The sequence below is a fragment of the Polyangium mundeleinium genome (assembly GCF_028369105.1).
Lineage (GTDB): Bacteria > Myxococcota_A > Polyangia > Polyangiales > Polyangiaceae > Polyangium > Polyangium mundeleinium.
In genome coordinates, this window is record NZ_JAQNDO010000001.1 from 7,406,889 (window position 1) to 7,425,542 (window position 18,654).

Genomic DNA, 18,654 nt, shown 5'->3' on the forward strand with positions numbered 1-18,654 from the left:
TCAGGGCTTTCGTCCCCACACCTGAAAAAACAGATGTGAGATCACGAGGACGTCCTCGCGCGCCAGGTGCGTCGCGAGGGCGTCCATCAGCTCGTCGAGCTCCCTCGGCTCGATCCTGCTCGCTTCGATCAACGCGGTGCGCACGTTCTTGACGAAGCGTGCAAAAATATCGCGACGCGGATGGCCGCACGGATAGACGTGCGCGAGCGGTCGGACCTGGATGTCCGTCAGTCCTGCCTCGCGAAACAAGCGATGGGTCCGGCGACCCACGAACAAGTCGACGCCACAATCACGCGCGTGCGCTTCGTAGAGCTGGAAAAGGCGGTCCCACGCTTCGCAGGGCGGGTCACAACGATGCGACGTATAGTCGGCCTCGTGGCTCGCGACCCTGCCGCCCGGCCGCGCCAGCGCCATCATCTCCCGGACGACTTCTTCGGGTCGCGGGACGTTGACGAGCAAGAGGCGCGCGTGGACGAGATCAAAGGTGCCAGGCGGAAGGCCCGTCGCGCGGGCGTCGGCTTCCATCAATTCGACATTGCTCAGGCCACGCGCGGCGACGAACGCGCGCGCCATCTCGACCGTTCCTCGGCTGCGCTCGAGGCCCACCACCGTGCCGGCGGAGCCCACGCGCGCGGAGAGCTGTTCGAGCGCGCCACGCGGGCCACAACCCAGGTCGATCACGCGGGCGCCCGGTCGGACATCGAGCTGGTCGAAGAGCCAATCCGCCTCCACCGCCAGCTCTTCCGCCTGCCCCACGAGCCGCTGCTCCTCCGAAGCGCTGTGGCCGAGCAGATAAACTTCCTCACCCATGGTTCCGACCTTCACTCCCTCGTAGAGCGTCGAGACGCACCCTGCGCCTTCGCTTTGTCAAAACGTGGCGTGTTGGTCGAATTTTCTTGCTCTGCGGACTCACACATGCGTTTTCGCTCACATATCGAGACGGTCGCATCGGGAGGCCCGAGGAGGCGGGGGTTTCCCACGGAATGAGGTTCTCCTCACGATGTCCAACATCTTCACCGAGTTCGCTCGCTTGTACTTGGGCCCCGGCGAGGTCCTGACGGCCCCCCAAGCCGAATCACTGCTCGAACGGATCCTCGGCGAACGTGGCTCCTACTGGGTCCCCGTTTGGTACGACCTCGCGACGCCCGGCTACCTCGACGTGCAGGTTGGTTCGGGGAAAGGCGCCGGCTTGTACCACCTCGAAGTGGAAGAGCTCGTGCAGTTCGAGGAGATCTGGGTGCGCTTCGCCGACGAAGGCACGGACGCCGACGTCATCTACGAATGGGCACCCGTCCTCGGGGAATCAGCGTTCGATGGATACCGGCGACGGCGTCCTTGTCGGTATGCCTTCGACGAGGTGCGCATCGTTTCCCGGGATCAAACGCTCCTGCGACGTCTGCCCGAAGGCCTGCCGTGGGAAGAGACGGCCGAGGGATACAGGGTCGCCTGCGCGGGGACTCACCTGGCCCTGAACGAGCGTATCGATATGGCGGTGGGTCCCGGTGCGCGGTTCGGCACCGACGTGGAGCGAACGGCGGGAGGATTGCCCACCCCGACGACGCCGTGCCACGGAGGCAGCACGCCGGTCCGCGCGGTGGAGCCCGGGGAGCTCGGGGCGTGGGTGCAACGCGGCGACAGGACGATCACGCGCTTGGATCTGCTGCACGCGGGGCGCATCGTGCATCGCGCCGCGTGGGGTCGTCGCTACGAACGCTCGCCGGAGGACGAATGGCTGAGCCAATGCGCGGATGGTTGGGACAACTGCGCCGACGAGCTGTTCGTGCGTGTCCGCGGTGCGTGATCACCCCTCTTCGACGGCGTTCGCCGCGATGACGCCGCGGTACCACAGCGCGCTGTCCTTCGGGATGCGCTTCTGCGTCGTGTAGTCCACCCACACGATGCCGAAGCGCTGCGTGTAGCCGCGCTCCCACTCGAAGTTGTCGAGCAAGGACCAGACGAAGTAGCCCGCGAGCGGCACGCCCGCGTCGATCGCGCGGCGCGCCGCGACGAAGTGGTCGCGCAAGAAGCGGGTCCGCCGCTCGTCCCGCACGCGCCCCTCCGCGTCGGGCCCGTCCGAATAACTCGCCCCGTTCTCCGTGACGTAGAGCTTCGCCGGCCCGTATTCGAGGTGCAGGCGCGTCAAGAGCTGGCGCAGGCCATCGGGGTAGACCTCCCATTCCATGTCGGTCCACTCCGAGCGCGGCGCGACGTGCACGGTGCGCGGGAGGTTCTCCTCCTCGGGCACCTTGTCGCTGCGCGTGACGGTGCGGTTGTAGTAGTTGACGCCGAGGAAATCGCAGGGGGTGGCGATGATCTTGAGGTCGCCCGGGCGCACGTCCGTGAACCCCTCGGGCGGCAGGTGCCCGGCCTCGATGTAGTCGGCGATCATGTCGGCCGGATAGTGGCGGCCGAAAAGCGGATCGAGGAACCAGCGATTGAAGTAACCGTCGTGGTGCCTTGCCGCGTCGAGATCGGCGGCGCTCCGGGACGCGGGGAACGTGGGCGCGAAGTTCAGCGTGATGCCGACCTCGGCGCCGGGGCTGTTCTGGCGCAGGACGGGCACGGCGAGGCCGTGCGAGAGGAGCAGGTGGTGGCTCACGGAGAGGGCCGCGCGATAGTCGCGGAGCCCCGGCGCGTGGAGGCCGATCTGGTTGCTGAGCAGGGCCGCGCACCAGGGCTCGTTGTGCGTGATCCACTTCTTGACGCGATCGCCGAGGCGCCGGCTCACGACGTCGGCGTACGCGGCGAACGCCTCGGCGGTGGCGCGGTTCGCCCATCCGCCCTCGTCCTGCAGCGCTTGCGGGAGATCCCAGTGGTAGAGCGTGAGGTAGGGCTCGATGCCCGCTGCGAGGAGCGTATCGACGAGGCGATCGTAAAAATCGAGGCCCGCCGCGTTCGTCGCGCCGCGGCCCTTCGGCAAGACGCGCGGCCACGCCACCGAGAAGCGATACGCGCGCACGCCGAGATCCTTCATGAGCGCGACGTCGTCGCGATAGCGATGGTAATGGTCGCAAGCGACATCGCCGTTCGATCCGTCGTTCACCTTGCCCGGTGTCTTCGAGAACCGGTCCCAGATGGACTCGCCGCGGCCGTCTTCGTTCGCCGCGCCTTCGATCTGGTACGAGCTCGTGGCCGTACCCCACACGAAATTCTCAGGAAAAACGTACTTGGACATGGTGCCTCGTTGGGTTTACTCGCTTCGGGTCCGAGAAGGCTCGGGGTACAGGTGACAACGGACGACGCGCCTCTCGTCGAGCGAGATGGGGCGCGGAGTTTCGCGCCGGCAAACGTCGGTGACGTCCGGGCAACGCGCGGCGAAAGGACATCCCGGCGGCGGATCGACGAGCGCGGGCGCGCCGGATCGCGCGGGCAGCCCGCGGGCAAACGAGCCTTCGAGATCAGGGACCGCCGAGAGCAGGAGCTTTGTATACGGGTGCAGGGGTTTTTCCAGCAGCGCGTCGCTCGGCCCTGCTTCCACGATGTGGCCCGCGTACATCACCATCATCCGATCCGCGACGTACCGCGCACTCGCGAGATCGTGGGTGATGTACAGGAACGAGATGCCGCGCTTCTCCTTGAGGTCGAGCATCAGGTTGAGGACGTCGGCGCGGATCGAGACGTCGAGCATGCTCACCGGCTCGTCCGCGAGGATGAGATCCGGCTCCACGGCGAGGGCACGCGCAATCGCGACACGTTGCCGCTGCCCGCCGGAGAGCTCCTGCGGGTATTTCGCGGCGACCTCGGGCGCAGGGACGAGGCCCACGGTGTCGAGCAAGGCATGGACGCGAGTGGAGAGATCGGCGCGCGTCTTCGCCTTGTCATGCAGGAGCAGCGGGCGTTCGAGGTGCTGGCCGATGGTGCGCGCGGGGTTCAGGGAGCCGAACGGGTCCTGGAAGATCATCTGCACGCGGCGGCGATACGCGAGCGTCGCGCGGCCTCGCTCTTCGTGAAGGACGTCGCGGCCGTCGAGAAGGATACGCCCGCTCGTCGGCGCTTCGAGGCGCACGCAGAGCCGCGCGATCGTGCTCTTGCCGCTGCCCGATTCGCCGACGAGCGCGAGGATCTCGCGATGACCGAGCGTGAAGGAGGCGTCGTGGAGCGCCCGCAGGTGCTTCGGGCGCAACCATCCTCCGACGCGGTAGAGCTTGCCGAGCTGCTGCACGTCGAGGAGCGGGGGCGTTTGATCGGGCTCGCTCATGGAGACACGAGGTGGCAAGCGGTGGAGTGGTCCTCGCCGATCCCGCGCAGCGCGGGCGCTTCCATCGCGCACCTCGCCGTGGCCTCGGCGCAACGCGCGCGGAAGGCGCAGCCTGCGGGCAACCGACGCAGATCAGGGGGGGAGCCCGGGATGCCCGCGAGCCTGCGGCGCGGGCCGTGCAGGGAGACGAACGAGCCGAGCAGGCCCTTCGTGTAGGGATGTCGCGGCGCGCGGAAGAGCTCACGCGTGGGCGCCATCTCCACGAGGCGCCCCGCGTAAAGCACGCCGATGCGCGTGGCGAACTGCGACACGATCGACATGTCGTGCGTGATGAAGAGGACGGACAAGCCGAGCTTCTCCTTGAGCTCGGCGATCTTCGAAAGCACCTCGTGCTGGACGACCACGTCGAGCGCCGTCGTCGGCTCGTCCATGACGACGAGCGGCGGATCGAGGGCGAGCGCCATGGCGATGCCAACACGTTGACGCATGCCGCCCGAGAGCTCGTGGGGATGGCTCGCGAGCCGCGCAGGATCGATGCCGACGAGCTCGAGCAGGTGGGCTGCACGCTCACGCGCAGCACGCGCGCTCGTCCGCTCGTGCGTGACGAGGATGTCGATGATCTGCTCGCCGATCGTCAGGACGGGGCAAAGCGCGTTCATCGCGCTCTGGAGGACGAAGGACATCTTGCGCCAACGAAAGCGGCGCAGGTCGTCCTCGGGCATGGCGAGGACGTCGTGGCCCTCGAAGAGCACGCGGCCGGCCGTGATCATCGCGGGCGGGCCGAGGATCCTCGCGAGGGCCTGCGCGACCGTCGATTTGCCGCTGCCCGACTCGCCCACGAGGCCGAGCACCTCGCCGCGCTCGAGCACGAACGATACGGCGTCGACGGCGCGCACCGGGCCCGACGGCGTCATGTATTCGACGACGAGATCCTCGACCGAAAGGAGGGGCGCGTCAGCCATGATCCCTCACGACCGGGGTCGACGCGCCCATGCGGATCCCGCGGGCGGCGAGGGCGCGGGCCGAGGCCGACACGGCGCGCAGGCGCGGATTCGTGATCTCGTCGAGGGAGAAGCTCACGAGGACGAGCGCGGTGCCGACGAGCGCGACGGAGAGGCCCGTCGGCACGAGCGTCCACCACGCGCCCGTCAGGAGCGCGGCATCGTTGCTGGCCCAATAAAGGTTCGTCCCCCACGTCACGAGGCTCATGTCGCCGAGCCCGAGGAACTCGAGGCCGACCTGCGCGCCGATCGCGTACACCGTCGCGCTGATGAAGCACGACGCGAGGACCGACGTCATGTTCGGCAATATCTCGCGAAAGACGATGTGGAGCCTGCTCTCGCCCGTGACGATCGCCGCGGCGACGAAATCCTTGTTGCGGAGCGAGAGTACCTGCGCGCGGATCACCCGCGCATTCCAGGCCCAGCCCGTCGTGACGAGCACGACGAGCAGGGCCTTCGTACCCGCGGGCAAGTACGCCGCGAGCACCACGGCCAGGGGCAAGGCAGGGATGACGAGGGAGACGTTCGTGAGGAGCGAGAGCACGTCGTCGACGAGCCCGCCGAACGTGCCCGCGACAGCGCCGACGATCGCGCCGATCGTGGTCATCAGGAGCCCGGCGACGAAGCCGACGAGGAGCGACGATCTGGCGCCCGCAATCGTTTGAGACCAAACATCCTGCCCCTGCCCCGTGGTGCCGAGCAGGTGCGCGCGCGAGGGCGGCTGGAGCGGGATGTCGACGAACGCCGTGGGATCGTGGGGCGCGACGAGGGGCCCGAGGAGCGCCATCAGGAAAAACACCCCGAGAATCACGAGGCCCAGGGCGGCTTTTCGAGGGATCTTCGGTGTCTGCATCACGCGCTCCCCTGCCCTCAGCGTCCGCGCGTCCGCGGGTCGAGCCATACGTAAAGCACGTCCACGAGGAAGTTCGCGGCGAGCACGGCCATGGTGATCGTCAGGAAGATGCCCTGCATCAACGGATAGTCCTGGCTGCGAACCGCCTGCACGAGGAGATAGCCCTGGCCCGGGTACGAAAAGACGATCTCGGTGAGGAGCGACCCGCCGAGGACGAACCCGAGCGCCATGCCGAAGCCGGTGACGTTCGGCAAGAGCGCGTTGCGCGCCGCATAATGGAACATGATCCGGAGCGGCGACAGGCCCTTCGCGTGCGCCATCGTGACGTAATCCTCCGCGAGGACGCCGATCATCGAGCTGCGCATGGAGAGCATCCAGCCGCCCACGCTCGCGAGGACGATCGAGGTCGCCGGCAGGAGCAGGTGCTCGACGACGCTCGCGACGAACGAGAAGCTCATCGAGGGCGCGAGCGTGTCGGCGTACGCGTGACGCAGCGGCAGCACGTCGAGCGTGAAGCCGAATCCATAAAGCAGCATCATCGCGAGCCAGAAATAAGGAAACGCGCCGAGGAACACGAGCAGCGGCGGAAGCGTCGCGTCGAAGGCGCCGCCCCTTCGCCACGCCGCGATCACACCGAGCAGTGATCCCAGGGCGAACGCGACGACCACGGACGAGCCCGTGAGCAGCGCCGTCCAGCCGAGCCCCATCGCGAGGACATCCGTGACCTTGGCCGGAAAGTACGCGACCGAAACACCGAGGTCGCCGCGGAAGAGGTGCGCGAGGTACGCGGCATATTGCTCGTGCAGCGGCCCGCCCGTGAAGCCAAACGCCTCGCGCAGCGCCGCGAGCGCCTCGGGCTGGAGTTGCCCCTTGTACCGCGCGAACATCGCGGAGGCGGGATCGCCGGGCGCGAGGCGCGGGACGATGAAATTCAGGGTGAGCGAGGCCCAGGCCGCGAGGATGTACAGGCCGAGCTGTCGCAGGAGGTATCGCACGTGCCGTCTCCTCGTGAACCTTTCCCCTCACGCGCCCCGCGGTGTGAGCCGCGTGAGGACAAGCAAGCACTCTGGCGCGCTGTAGGGCGAGGGTTTGGCGTAGGGATCCTGCGCGCTCGGAAACCCCTCGAAATGGCGTGTGTTGAACGCGGCCCACGATGGGTTCGGGAAGAGTGGGATCACCGGCGCGCGCGTGGCGAAGAGGCGCTCGAGCGCGTGCGAGAGGCGCATCTCCTCACGCTCGTCGGCCGCCCCTTCGAATGCCGCGAGAAGGACGTCAGCCTCCTCGCTGCCGAACCGGTGCCAGTTGCGCGCGGCGGGCTCGCCGAGGGGCCGGAGGGTCGCCGTGCCCATCAGATCTCGATAAAAATGATACGGCGTGGGCTCGTCCGAGGACCAGCCGAGCGAGAGGTCGAACGCTCCTTTTTGCAGCTTCTCGAAGAAGGCGCTGAAGTCGTAGGCGCGCGCCGCCGAGGTGACGCCGAGCGTGCGCAAGCCCTGGGCGATGATCTGTGCGGCGCGGATCCAGTCGGACCAGCCCGTGACCACGTGGACGTCGAGCGTGAGCGGCGTGCCTTCGGCCGAGGCGCGCAGGCCGTCCGCGCGGCGCGGATACCCCGCCTCGTCGAGCAGCTTCCCTGCGCGGTCCATGTCGTGCGTGATCCAGTCGCCGGCGGCCGCGGCCTCGGGGCTGCGAAAACGCGCGTATCCGTCGTGAAGCCCGGTCGCGTCCGCGGCGCGGGTATACCCGTACATCGCGACCTTCACGAGCAGGGCGCGATCGATCGACATGCTGATCGCCTTGCGCACGCGTTCGTCCGAGAGCGGGGCCCGCGCGGCGTTCGGATACAACATGACGGTCCCGCCCACGAGCGGGAACCAATAATGGTGGTGGGCCGGATCCCGCGCGACGAAGATGCGCTCGACGTCGGGCACGAAGTTGCCGGCCCAGTCCACCTCGCCGTGGAGGAGCGCGAGCGTCGCCTGATCGTTACCGGGATATGCGGGGAAGCGGAGGCCCCGGAGGGCGGGCTTGCCCGGCTGCCAGTAGCGCGGGTTTCGGCCGAGCTCGTAGACCTGATTCTGAAAGACGGTGATTTCGGTGAAGGGCCCGGTGGCCACGGGGCGCTCGTTCGTGAACGTGACGGGGTCGGGTACGTCCCTCCACACGTGCCGCGGCACGATGGGCTGGTGGCCGAGGTAAACGAGGCCCGGCACGTATTGTTTGTTCAGGGAAAACACCACGATGTCCGGGCCCGTCGCCCGGACGTCGTCGAGGAAGGACCAGACGCCGAAGAGATCAAGCGCTTTGTGGCGCTGGAGGATCTCGAACGTGAAGACGACGTCGTCGGCCGTGAAGGGCTGGCCGTCGGACCAGGTGACGCCGGGACGGAGGGTACAATGGAGCGTCCGTTTGTCGGGGCCCCAGGTGAAGCCGCTCGACAGCCACGGGACGACCTTGCCGCCCATCGTGTCGTAGATGAAAAGCGGCTCGTAGATTCCAGCCCGCGTGGGCCAGCGGATGTTCCCGGGCGCGAGCAGGGGATTGAAGTTGCGCACCCAGGAGGCCTGCTGCTCGGTCGACACCGTGAGGACACCGCCGGGATCACGCCGCGCGCCGCCGCGCCGCCCGGAGCACGCGCTCGCGAGCGGGGCGAGGAGCGTCGCCGCCAAAAACCGCCGGCGGGGCCATCGCAATCGTGTCATCGAGGAATCTTTCAGGGCCATCGAATTCGTTTCACCGCGACGCTACCCGCATTTTTCGCCGAGCGTCAAGGTCACTCTGACGCGGCGGGCGGCGTCGATCTTTGCAGGCGACCATGATATGGCATTGCCGGTGCCTCGGTCCCACCAGCGTGTCTTCTCTCGGGACGAGGAGAGGGAGTTCATCATGCGAACCAGAGGCTTCGATGTGTCGTCCGCGAGGATGGGGATCCTCGTCTCCGTCGCCGCGCTGCTCGCGGCCTGCGCTTATGGGGTCGATCCGGACCGGAGCGGCCTCGAACCCGGAGCCGGCGGCACCGGTCCGGGTGGAGCGGGCGGCGGGGGTCCGGGCGGCGCGAGCAGCTCCGCAAGCTCCAGTGCTTCGAGTTCCAGCGCGAGCAGCTCCAGTGCTTCGAGCTCCAGCGCGAGCAGCTCCAGCTCCTCAAGCTCCAGCAGTGCGAGCTCCTCCAGCTCCAGCAGCGCGAGCAGCTCCGGCGCGGGCGGCGCGCCCCCGACGGGCCTGTACGTGCGGTACAAGGCGTCGGATACGAACGCGACGAACGCCGAGATCAAGCCGCATTTCAACGTCGTGAACGGCAGCGACGCGTCCGTGTCGCTCTCCGAGCTGACGATTCGTTATTACTACACGCTGGAGCCGAACGGTTCGCAGACCGAGGTATTTCACTGCGACTATGCGTTCGTCGGCTGTGGGAAGGTGTCGGGCACGTTCATGACGACGTCGGGCGCGAACGCCGACCATTACCTCCAGGTGTCGTTCAGCGGCGCCGACGTGCTCGCGCCCGGCCAGCAGAGTGGCGAGGTCCAGGCTCGATACAACAAGTCGGATTACGCCAGCTACGACGAGGCGAACGACTATTCGTTCGATCCGACGAAGACCTCGTTCACCGAGTGGGACCGGGTCACGCTCTACCACAATGGCACGCTCGTCTGGGGGGTGGAGCCGTGATTCGGGCCGACGTCCTCGTGCGACGCGCGGGCCTCCTCGGCGCGTGTGCGCTCCTCTTGATGGGCGCTCCGGGGTGTGATCCCGGGGGCGCCTCAAGCCCGCCGCCGGCCACCATCGATCCTGAGGACATGGGCTCGGACGAGGATGTCGGCGCGGGGGACCTGGGCCCGACGCCGGTCGAAATCCATGGGCAACTCGAGGTGGTCGGCACGGAGCTCCAGGATAAAAACGGAGAGCGCGTGCAGCTCAAGGGCCCGAGCAGCATGTGGCTGAACTGGGAAAACGAAGGCTTCGCGCAAAACCTTGAAGCCTTGCGCTGGATGCGGAACAACTGGCGAGCGACCGTGACCCGCGCCGCCATGGGCGTCGAGCCGGACGGGGCGTACCTGACGAACCCCGACAAGGCGCGGAGCCAGGTGGAGCAGATCGTCGACCATGCGATCGCCGCGGGCGTGTACGTGATCATCGACTGGCACGATCACAATGCGCACCAGCACAAGGACCAGGCCGTCCAGTTCTTCAGCGAGATGGCCGCGAAATACGGCGACAAACCCAACGTGATCTACGAGCCGTTCAACGAGCCGCTGGATCTCGACTGGCAGAGCACCCTGAAGCCGTACCACGAGGCCGTGATCGCGGCGATCCGCGCGAAGGATCCGGACAACGTGATCGTGCTCGGCACGCCGAACTGGTCGCAGGACGTGGACCGCGCCGCGGAATCGCCGGTGGAAGGGACGAACCTCCTTTACACGTTGCATTTTTATGCGTGTACCCATACGGACTTCTTGCGCGGCAAGGCCGAAGGCGCCCGCGCCAAAGGTTTGCCCCTTTTCGTGACGGAGTGGGGAGCCACGCACGCCGACGGGGGGACGGACGGGCAAGTATGCCTGGACGCCGCGCGCCTCTGGCACCAGTGGATGAACACGCACGGCATCGGCTGGACCGCCTGGAAGCTCGACAATTGCGGCCAGGATTCGAGCTGCATTCTCGCGCCTCATGCCCCCGTCACCGGCGGGTGGACGAGCACGTACCTGAAAGGGCACGGCGTGTTTGTCCGGGCACGCATGCAAGGCAATTGACGTTCTCTTCCCCGACCAGCGCCGGGGCGCTGCCCCGGACCCCGCGGGGGGCTGTCCGCCCCCTCGACCCCGGACCAGCGAGGCGCTGGACCCAGGGTTGAAAAACTGCGCGATGCGCAGTTTTTCAAACAGGTCGAGGAAGAAGCCGGGGGGCCAACAGGACCAGCCACGCGGCTGTCTTGAGCGGCAACGCCGCTGCCGGTCTTGACCGGGCCTGTTCGATGAGCTGCGCGGAGCGCAGTTCATCGAGCTTGGGTCCAGCCCCTGGCTGGTCCGGGTCCAGGGGTGGACAACCCCTGGTCCTGAGCACGGGTCTCCAAGGGCGCGGCCCTCCGCCGCCTCCGCCCTCGTTCACGCAGGCCCGCGCCGCCTCGAACCCGCCTCCACCTCCTCGCAATGCGCCCGGAACCGCTGCCCGCCCGATTCCCCTTTGTCGGAACCTCCCTCGCCTCTGCACCGAGGTCGTTTCCGCGTTTCTGGACCACGCGCGGAGCCGTCTCCCAGGTCGTTCCCCTTTTTCGGAAGGCCCCCCGCCTCGTTTCCGGGAGGCTTCCCCTTTTTCGGAACGCCGCGCGACGCCGCCCCCGAGGCTCTTCCCACATCGTACAACGCGCCAGGATCCGCTTCCGGGGACGTTCCCAATTCTGGGAACACGTCCCGCCGCGGGGTGGGGCGCGTTCCGACAAAGGGGAACGAGCGTTTCGCCGTTTTCGCGGGCATTGTCCCTCCCGCAAAGCACGTCCCCACGTCCCGCGCCCCCGTTGCACGGACCGGGCGCCTCCTCGGGTACATTTCGTCGGGCGCGTCCTGACGACGCGACCCACCGCGCGGCCGCTCGCAGCGGGCCCCGCGGACCGGTCAGCACCGTTGCCGCTCGAGACAGCCGCGCTCCGGGTTCTGCTGGCCCCCCGGCTCCTTCGTCGGCCTGTTTGAAAAACTGCGCACCGCGCAGTTTTTCAACCCTGGGTCCAGCGCCTCGCTGGTCCGGGGTCGAGGGGGCGGACAGCCCCCCGCGGGGTCCGGGGCGGAGCCCCGGGCGCGGCGCTTCGGGCCACCGCTCGCTCGCTTCACCGCTCCCATGGCCTTAGGGCTCTGCGTACGATGACGGACGAACCCTCGAGGGCGGCTCAGCCTGGCGCGCCCGTGGCCCATGGCCCCCGCGCGGCTCTGCTCCTCGGCGCGCTTGGTGTCGTCTTCGGGGACATCGGCACGAGCCCGCTTTATGCGGTCAAGGAATGCTTCAGCCCGGCCGCCTCGCACCGGGTCGAGCCCACGCCGGAGAACATCCTCGGGATCCTGTCGCTGGTCTTCTGGACGCTCCTGATGGTCGTGACGATCAAGTATCTCACGTTCATCATGAAGGCCGATAACCAGGGATCCGGCGGCATCATGGCGCTGCTCGCCCTGGTCCCGCCGCGAAAAAACAATCCGACGGGTCCGCTCGTCCTGCTCGTGCTCTTCGGCGCGTCCCTGCTGTACGGGGACGGCGTCATCACGCCCGCGATCTCGGTCCTCTCGGCCATGGAGGGCCTCGAGGTCGCGACCCACAAGCTGCGCCCGGCCGTCGTGCCGCTCACGGTCGCCATTCTGGTCGCGTTGTTTCTGGCGCAAAAGCGCGGAACCGGGGGGATCGGCAATGTCTTCGGGCCCGTCACGCTCGTCTGGTTCGTGACCATCGCCGTGCTCGGCGGGCGGTTCGTCGTGGCGAACCCGGCCGTGCTCGCGGCCGTGGATCCCCGCCACGCCCTACGGTTTTTCCTGGAACACGGCACGCACGGGTTCATGGTGCTCGGCGCCGTGGTCCTGTGCATCACGGGCGCGGAGGCGCTTTATGCGGACATGGGCCATTTCGGCCGCGGTCCGATCCGCGCCGCCTGGTACACCGTGGTCTGGCCGGCGTTGCTGCTCAATTATTTCGGCCAGGGCGCGATGCTCCTCGGAAACCCGGGCGCCGCGACGAACCCTTTTTATGCCCTCGTCCCCTCCTGGGCCCTCTACCCGACCGTGGCCATCGCAACGGCAGCCACGATCGTCGCCTCGCAGGCGCTCATCTCCGGGGCGTTCTCGCTCACCCAGCAGGCCGTGCAGCTCGGGTATTTTCCGCGCGTCAGCATCGTCCACACCTCGAAGCACGCCGAGGGGCAGATCTACGTCCCGGAGATCAACCGCGCGCTGCTCGTCCTCTGCGTGGCCCTGGTGCTCACGTTCCGCACGTCGAGCGCGCTCGCGGCGGCCTACGGAATCGCGGTCACGGGGACGATGGCCATCACGACGATCGTGTATTTCGTCGTGGTGCGGCAGCGCTGGGGCTGGCCGCTCTGGAAAGCCGTGCCGCCCGTTCTGGTTTTCCTGGTCATCGACATCTCGTTTTTCACGGCAAACGCGGCGAAGTTTCTCCACGGCGGCTGGTTCCCGGTCGTCATGGCGGCCGGCATTTTCACGGTGATGACGACCTGGAAGACGGGGCGGCGTATCCTCGGCGAGGCCTTCAAGGCCGATCTTTTGCCGCTCGAACAATTCCTGGAGGACGTCACCCGACGAAATCCCTTCCGCGTGCACGGGACGGCGGTTTTCATGGCCTCGAACCCGCACGGGACGCCGCCCGTCCTCTTGCACCATTTCAAGCACAACCAGGTCCTCCACGAGCAGGTCGTGCTGCTGTCGGTCACGAGCGAGCGGGTCCCCGAGATCCCGCCCGAGGAGCGCATCAGCGTCATCGACAAGGGGAACGGTTTTTATCGGGTGCGGGCGCGGTACGGCTTCATGCAGACGCCGCACGTGCCGAGCGTGCTGCTCGCCTGCAAGGCGCACGGGCTCGGCATCGAGCTCAAGCGCACGAGTTATTACCTCGGCCGCGAGACGCTCTTGCCCACGGGGCGGTCGAAGATGATGCGCTGGCGAAAAGGCCTGTTCGCCTTCATTTCCCGAAACGCGCGCCCCGCGACGGCCTACTTCGGGCTGCCGCCGGGCCGCGTGGTCGAGTTCGGGATGCAGATCAACCTGTGAAGCCAGGACAGCGCGCCCCCCTCCCCAGGGTCCGAGCTCTGTTGTCCCGAGGGGGACGCCTCGCGTCCCCCTCTCGCCCGGGCAAAGCCCGGACGATTCACCCCCCGAGGGAAGATCGCTTCGCGATCTTCCGAGCATCGAACCGGTCGATGCTCTAGAACGACGGCCCCATGTCGTCCACCCACGATTTCGTCGACACCTACCTGCGCGAGACGGCCGAGATCGCCCTCGGTACGAGCCGGCAAGACCTGACGGCCGTCATCGACATCCTCTTCGATGCCTGGAAAAACGACCGGACCATCTACACCTGCGGCAACGGCGGCAGCGCGGCGAACGCGAGCCACCTCGCCTGCGACATCGCGAAGTTCACCTGGGTGGAAGGCAAAAAGCGCTTCAAGTGCCGCTCGCTCTGCGACAACGCGGCGCTCCTCAGCGCGCTCACGAACGACGTGGGCTTCAACCGAATCTTCCTGGAGCAGCTCGACGGCTCGATGGGCCCGGGCGACGTGCTCGTGTGCCTGAGCGTGCACGGCGGGTCGGGCGCGGACAAGGCCGGGCCCTGGTCGCAAAATCTGGTTTCCGCAGCCGATTTCGTGAAGAAGCACGGCGGCAAGGTGGTCGCGCTCGTGGGCTACGACGGCGGCGCGCTCCGGCAGATGGCCGACGCGTCCATCATCGTCCCGAGGACCTCGGGCGGGCATACGTCGACGCCGCACGTGGAGGGCTTCCACGAGGTCTACCATCACCTGATCTGCGAGCGGCTGCGGCAGATGGTGGCCGAAGCATGAACGGGCCCGCGCGCCCCGGCGTGATCCTCGACCGCGACGGGACGCTCATCGACTTCGTCCGCGACGCCGAGCTCGGCGCCGTGGTGAGCGCCTTCCACCCCGATCACATCCGCCTGTTGCCCGGCGTCGTGCAAGGGCTCGCGCTCCTGCAAGACGCGGGGTTTGTCTTGGCCATCGCCACGAACCAGCCGGGCGCGGCGAAGGGGCAGATCCCCGAGAGCGCCATCACCCGGACGAACCAGGCGCTCGTCGACGCGCTCGCCCGGGAAGGAATCCACATCGAGGCGGTGCGCGCCTGCTTGCATCACCCGGAAGGCGGGCCGGGCGGCGATCCCACGCTCGCCACGGACTGCGGGTGCCGCAAGCCGAAGCCGGGGATGTTGCTGTCGCTCGTGCAGGAGCTCGGGCTCGATCCGGCGCGCTCGTGGATGGTCGGCGACGCGGCGGTGGACGTGCTGGCGGCGCGCGGGGCGGGGCTTCGCGCGGGGCTCCTCTTCGAATGGGGGCGCTGCGAGATGTGCCCGGTGCGAGGGGGGTTCGACGAGATCCCGATGATCCGACCGGATGCCTCGGCGAGCCGGTTCGACGAGCTCGCCCGGCGCCTCCGAGATTCGCTCGCCACGGCGCCGGGCTGATCTATGCTCCGCCGCCCCCGGCCCCCGCCGGGCGCGTAGCGCGGAGTGGACATGCTCTTTCTCGACAGCTCGGATCCCAAGGAGATCAAGGACGTCTTCGCCTGGGGGGTGATCGCCGGGGTCACGACGAACCCGCTCATCCTGGCGCGCGAGGCAGGCGCGGCGGATCTCGAAGAGCGCATCCGCGCGGTCGTCGCCGCCTCGAAGGGCCCGGTCTCCGTGGAGCTCGTGAGCGAGACCGAGGGCGCGATGCTGGAAGAAGCCCTCCGCTACCACGCGTGGGCGCCGTCCCGGATCGTGATCAAGGTGCCGTTCGGCGAGGCAGGGCTGCGCGTGACGCACGCGCTCACGACGCAGGGGATCGAGACGAACGTGACGTGCCTCATGAGCTTCAACCAGGCCTACCTGGCGGCGCTCGCGGGCGGGACGTACGTGTCGATCTTCAGCGGGCGGGTGCGGGACATGGGCTACGACGTGCGGCCCGTCATCGCCGAGACGCGGGCGCAGCTCGATCGGGAGAAGCTCGGGGCGAAGATCATCGTGGGGTCGATCCGGCACATCCTCGACGTGAACGAGGCGCTTTCACACGGGGCGCACGTGGTGACGGTGCCGCCGGCCATCCTGCGGAAGATGCTGCACAACCCGAAGACCGACGAGACGATCCGCGAGTTCAACGCGGCCTGGGCGAGCCGTGCTAAGTAGCCCCGCCGTGACGGCAGACGGCACTTCCACGGCCGAGGGCGCGACGAACACGAAGTACGTCGTCGAGGAGCAAAACATGGCGCTCGTGGGCGCCATCGGGCGGCCGCGGCGGGTGCTCGACGTGGGCTGCGGGGTGGGTCTGAACGGCGAGGCGGCGAAAAAGCGCGGCGCGCACGTGACCGGGATCGAGATCGTCCCGGCCTCGATCGACCGGGCCAAGGAGCGGCTCGACGAGGTGCTCGCGATCGACGTGACGAGCGACGAGGCCGTGACGAAGGGCCTCGCCGGCCGGAGTTTTGATCTCCTGCTCTTCGCCGACATGCTGGAGCACGTAGCCGATCCGATCGCGGTGATCCGGCGGCTGCTCCCGTACCTGGAGGACGGGGGGCACGTGATCGTGTCGCTGCCGAACGTGGCGGCGTGGACGGTGCGCCTGGGGCTGCTCGCGGGGAAGTTCGTGTACACGCAGAGCGGGATCCTCGACGACTCGCACCTGCGCTTCTTCACGCGCGAGACGGGCCGGCAGATGCTGGAGCGCGCGGGGCTCGAGGTGCTGCGGCTGGAGCAGAACCCGATGCTCGTACGCGCCGCGAAGGACGTGGTGCTGTCCGCGCAACGGGCCGTGGCGCCCGGCGGGACGCCCGATCCGGAGAGCCTGCGCAAGTCGCTCCCGTACAAGCTCTACCAGGGGCTCGTGCGCCCGGTGGAGGACGTGGTCGCGGCACGCGCGCCGGAGCTTTTGTCCTTCCAGAACGTGTACGTCGCCCGCAAGCCGCCGAAGGCGCGAAAGCTCAGCCTGACCGTCGGCATGTTGACGATGAACGAGGAGGACAGCATCGAGGCGATGATGGGCGAGATCCGGAGGGTCGCGCCCGACGCCAAGATCCTGTGCGTCGACAGCTCGACGGATCGGACGCCCGAGATCGCGGCGCGGCTCGGCGCGCGCGTGCTGCGGCAGCTCCCGCCGCGCGGGCATGGGCCGGCGATGGAGCTGCTCATGTACAGCGCCGCGGCCGAGAGCGACCTCTTGATCTACCTCGACTGCGACTTCACCTACCCGGCCGATTACATCCCGGTGCTGCGGCGGATCGTCGAGGAAGAAGGCGTGGATGTGGTGAACTGCGCCCGCACGCGCACGCGGCCGGCGGCGATGCCGCTGCCGAACTACCTGGCGAACCGGTCGTTCGCGGCCCTCGCGCACGTGATGCACGGCATCCCGACGTGCGACGTGCACAGCGGCATGCGGGCGTACCGGTCGAGCATGATGCGCGCGTTCGATTTCGACGGCGAGGGCGACGCCCTCCCCATCGACACGCTGCTCTTCCCGGCGAAATGCGGCTACCGCGTGGTGGAGATGCCCATCGACTACCAGGAGCGCGTGGGGCAATCGAAGCTGCGGAAGATCGCCGGCACGGTCTGGACGATGATCCGGCTCGTGAACGCGCTGCCCGTGGGGCAGCGCGGTTCGTCGCGGTACGAGCTCCGGTAGGCCGGGCCGCTCCGCCGGTCAGCGGCGGGGCGCCGTCGGCGCCGTCTTCGGGGGGGGCGTGCTGTCGCCCGAGAGGAGCGACAGACCGGCCACGATCGTCCCGATGCCGAGAAGCGCGAGCACGACGATCACGAGCGCCGAGCTCTTGCGCGGTTCTTCCGGCGTGACCGTGACGGGCAGGACCTCCGGCGGGCGCAGGGCCGCGTCGCGAACGTCGGCCGGGATGCGATCGGAGATCTCCTTGAGCGAGGAGAGCTTCGGCCGGCGCATCGAACCCGTGGTCGTGGTCGCGCCGAACGGCCGCGATCCCGGCGACGAGCTGCGCTGCGTGACGAGCGGGAACGAAGTGCGGCTCGTGCGCTCCTCGATCTCGACGCCGAGGGCGCGCTCGAACTCGTCGGCGAGCTCCTTGGCCGCCGAGTAACGCGCCGTGGGGTCCCGCTGGAGGGCCTTGGCGAAGAAGGAGTCGATCGAGGGGGGGAGGCCGGGCACGAGCGTGGTGATCGGCTCGAATCGGCCCTCTTCGATGGCGTTGCCGAAGCTCTCGAGGTTCTGCCCGCTGAAGGGGGCGCGTCCGCTGAGCGCGTAATACGCGAGGACCGCGAGGGTCCAGAGATCGGCGCGGAAATCAACGTCCTTCTGGCCGAAAATCTGCTCCGGGCTCATGAACTCGGGCGAGATCATGTGCGTCGCGTCGCTCGTGGTCCGGCCCATCGAGGAGATGCCCGCGCGGACCGAGAGGCCGAGGTCCAGGACCTTCGCCTCGAAATCGCCGCCCTCGGGTTCGGTGAGGAAGACGTTGCCGGGCTTCAGGTTCCGGTGGACGAGGCCGAGGAGATGCGCCTTGACGAGGCCCTTGGCGAGCTGCGAGACGAGGCGCGCGGCGTCCTTCGGCGCCAGCGGGCCGGTCCTCGCGATGCGGCTGCCGAGGTCTTCCCCTTCGAGCAGCTCCATCACGAGGTAAGGCATGCCGGTGCGCGTCAGGCCGTGCTCGAGGATCTGCGCGACGTGCGGGCTCTTGATCTGCCGCGTGGCGACGTCCGCCTCGCGCTGAAAGCGGTGGAGGGGCGAGGAGTTGCGCGACAAGGCGCGCCCCATGAGCTTGACGGCGACGTCCTTGCCGAAGCCTACGTGCTCGGCGACCCACACCTGGGATTTGCCCTCCTGCCCGAGGTGCCTCGAGAGCCGCATCTTGGGAGTGATCTGGTCTCCTTCCAACATCTCGCTTCCGTGGCGC

General features: G+C 68.1%; 17 protein-coding genes. 8 read left to right on the forward strand and 9 right to left on the reverse strand.

The features are described from left to right. Positions 1 to 810 carry a methyltransferase domain-containing protein gene (locus tag POL67_RS29400; protein ID WP_271923033.1) on the reverse strand — a complete coding sequence of 270 codons (810 nt, stop codon included), beginning with the start codon at positions 808 to 810 and terminating at the stop codon, positions 1 to 3. Between the two features lie 190 nt (positions 811 to 1,000). On the opposite strand from POL67_RS29400, the gene POL67_RS29405 reads away from it, so the two are divergent. Then, complete coding sequence (locus POL67_RS29405) at positions 1,001 to 1,801, forward strand: hypothetical protein (protein ID WP_271923034.1); 801 nt, start codon at positions 1,001 to 1,003, stop codon at positions 1,799 to 1,801. Here the strand turns inward: POL67_RS29405 and POL67_RS29410 are convergent, their stop codons facing one another. From POL67_RS29410 to POL67_RS29440, 7 genes are all read right to left on the reverse strand, one after another. Then, positions 1,802 to 3,175, reverse strand: a complete 1,374-nt coding sequence (locus tag POL67_RS29410) for a GH1 family beta-glucosidase (RefSeq protein ID WP_271923036.1) — start codon at positions 3,173 to 3,175, stop codon at positions 1,802 to 1,804. Positions 3,176 to 3,190: 15 nt separating this feature from the next. Then, positions 3,191 to 4,198, reverse strand: a complete 1,008-nt coding sequence (locus tag POL67_RS29415) for an ABC transporter ATP-binding protein (protein WP_271923038.1) — start codon at positions 4,196 to 4,198, stop codon at positions 3,191 to 3,193. Next, on the reverse strand, positions 4,195 to 5,160 hold the full coding sequence (locus POL67_RS29420; RefSeq protein WP_271923040.1) for an ABC transporter ATP-binding protein: 966 nt from the start codon (positions 5,158 to 5,160) through the stop codon (positions 4,195 to 4,197). The genes POL67_RS29415 and POL67_RS29420 overlap by 4 nt, the downstream gene beginning before the upstream one ends. Continuing rightward, positions 5,153 to 6,052 (reverse strand): ABC transporter permease, encoded by a 900-nt coding sequence (locus tag POL67_RS29425; RefSeq protein WP_271923069.1) that lies wholly within the window; start codon positions 6,050 to 6,052, stop codon positions 5,153 to 5,155. The genes POL67_RS29420 and POL67_RS29425 overlap by 8 nt, the downstream gene beginning before the upstream one ends. Before the next feature lie 17 nt (positions 6,053 to 6,069). Beyond that, positions 6,070 to 7,047: an ABC transporter permease gene (locus tag POL67_RS29430; RefSeq protein ID WP_271923071.1), complete on the reverse strand. Its 978-nt coding sequence runs from the start codon at positions 7,045 to 7,047 to the stop codon at positions 6,070 to 6,072. A 27-nt stretch (positions 7,048 to 7,074) separates the two neighbouring features. Next, positions 7,075 to 8,754, reverse strand: coding sequence for an ABC transporter substrate-binding protein (locus POL67_RS29435; RefSeq protein ID WP_271923073.1), 1,680 nt, complete (start codon positions 8,752 to 8,754; stop codon positions 7,075 to 7,077). 264 nt (positions 8,755 to 9,018) lie between these two features. Continuing rightward, complete coding sequence (locus POL67_RS29440; RefSeq protein ID WP_271923075.1) at positions 9,019 to 9,288, reverse strand: hypothetical protein; 270 nt, start codon at positions 9,286 to 9,288, stop codon at positions 9,019 to 9,021. On the opposite strand from POL67_RS29440, the gene POL67_RS29445 reads away from it, so the two are divergent. The 7 genes from POL67_RS29445 to POL67_RS29475 all read left to right on the forward strand — a co-directional run bounded on the left by POL67_RS29445 (position 9,278) and on the right by POL67_RS29475 (position 17,417). Next, entirely contained in the window at positions 9,278 to 9,718 is a 441-nt protein-coding gene (locus POL67_RS29445) for a cellulose binding domain-containing protein (RefSeq protein WP_271923077.1), read from the forward strand. The two genes, POL67_RS29440 and POL67_RS29445, sit on opposite strands and share 11 nt — an antisense overlap. Further along, complete coding sequence (locus POL67_RS29450) at positions 9,715 to 10,797, forward strand: glycoside hydrolase family 5 protein (protein WP_271923079.1); 1,083 nt, start codon at positions 9,715 to 9,717, stop codon at positions 10,795 to 10,797. The genes POL67_RS29445 and POL67_RS29450 overlap by 4 nt, the downstream gene beginning before the upstream one ends. 1,101 nt (positions 10,798 to 11,898) lie before the next feature. Next, positions 11,899 to 13,803: a potassium transporter Kup gene (locus tag POL67_RS29455; protein WP_271923081.1), complete on the forward strand. Its 1,905-nt coding sequence runs from the start codon at positions 11,899 to 11,901 to the stop codon at positions 13,801 to 13,803. 170 nt (positions 13,804 to 13,973) lie between these two features. Further along, positions 13,974 to 14,591: a D-sedoheptulose-7-phosphate isomerase gene (locus tag POL67_RS29460; protein WP_271923083.1), complete on the forward strand. Its 618-nt coding sequence runs from the start codon at positions 13,974 to 13,976 to the stop codon at positions 14,589 to 14,591. Then, on the forward strand, positions 14,588 to 15,226 hold the full coding sequence (locus tag POL67_RS29465; protein WP_373372373.1) for a D-glycero-alpha-D-manno-heptose-1,7-bisphosphate 7-phosphatase: 639 nt from the start codon (positions 14,588 to 14,590) through the stop codon (positions 15,224 to 15,226). The genes POL67_RS29460 and POL67_RS29465 overlap by 4 nt, the downstream gene beginning before the upstream one ends. Positions 15,227 to 15,277: 51 nt before the next feature. Next, entirely contained in the window at positions 15,278 to 15,928 is a 651-nt protein-coding gene (locus tag POL67_RS29470; RefSeq protein ID WP_271923085.1) for a transaldolase family protein, read from the forward strand. Positions 15,929 to 15,935: 7 nt separating this feature from the next. Then, entirely contained in the window at positions 15,936 to 17,417 is a 1,482-nt protein-coding gene (locus tag POL67_RS29475; protein WP_271923087.1) for a methyltransferase domain-containing protein, read from the forward strand. Between the two features lie 18 nt (positions 17,418 to 17,435). Here POL67_RS29475 and POL67_RS29480 read toward each other — a convergent pair whose 3' ends face one another. Beyond that, positions 17,436 to 18,638, reverse strand: coding sequence for a serine/threonine-protein kinase (locus tag POL67_RS29480; protein WP_271923089.1), 1,203 nt, complete (start codon positions 18,636 to 18,638; stop codon positions 17,436 to 17,438). Positions 18,639 to 18,654 lie beyond the last annotated feature (16 nt).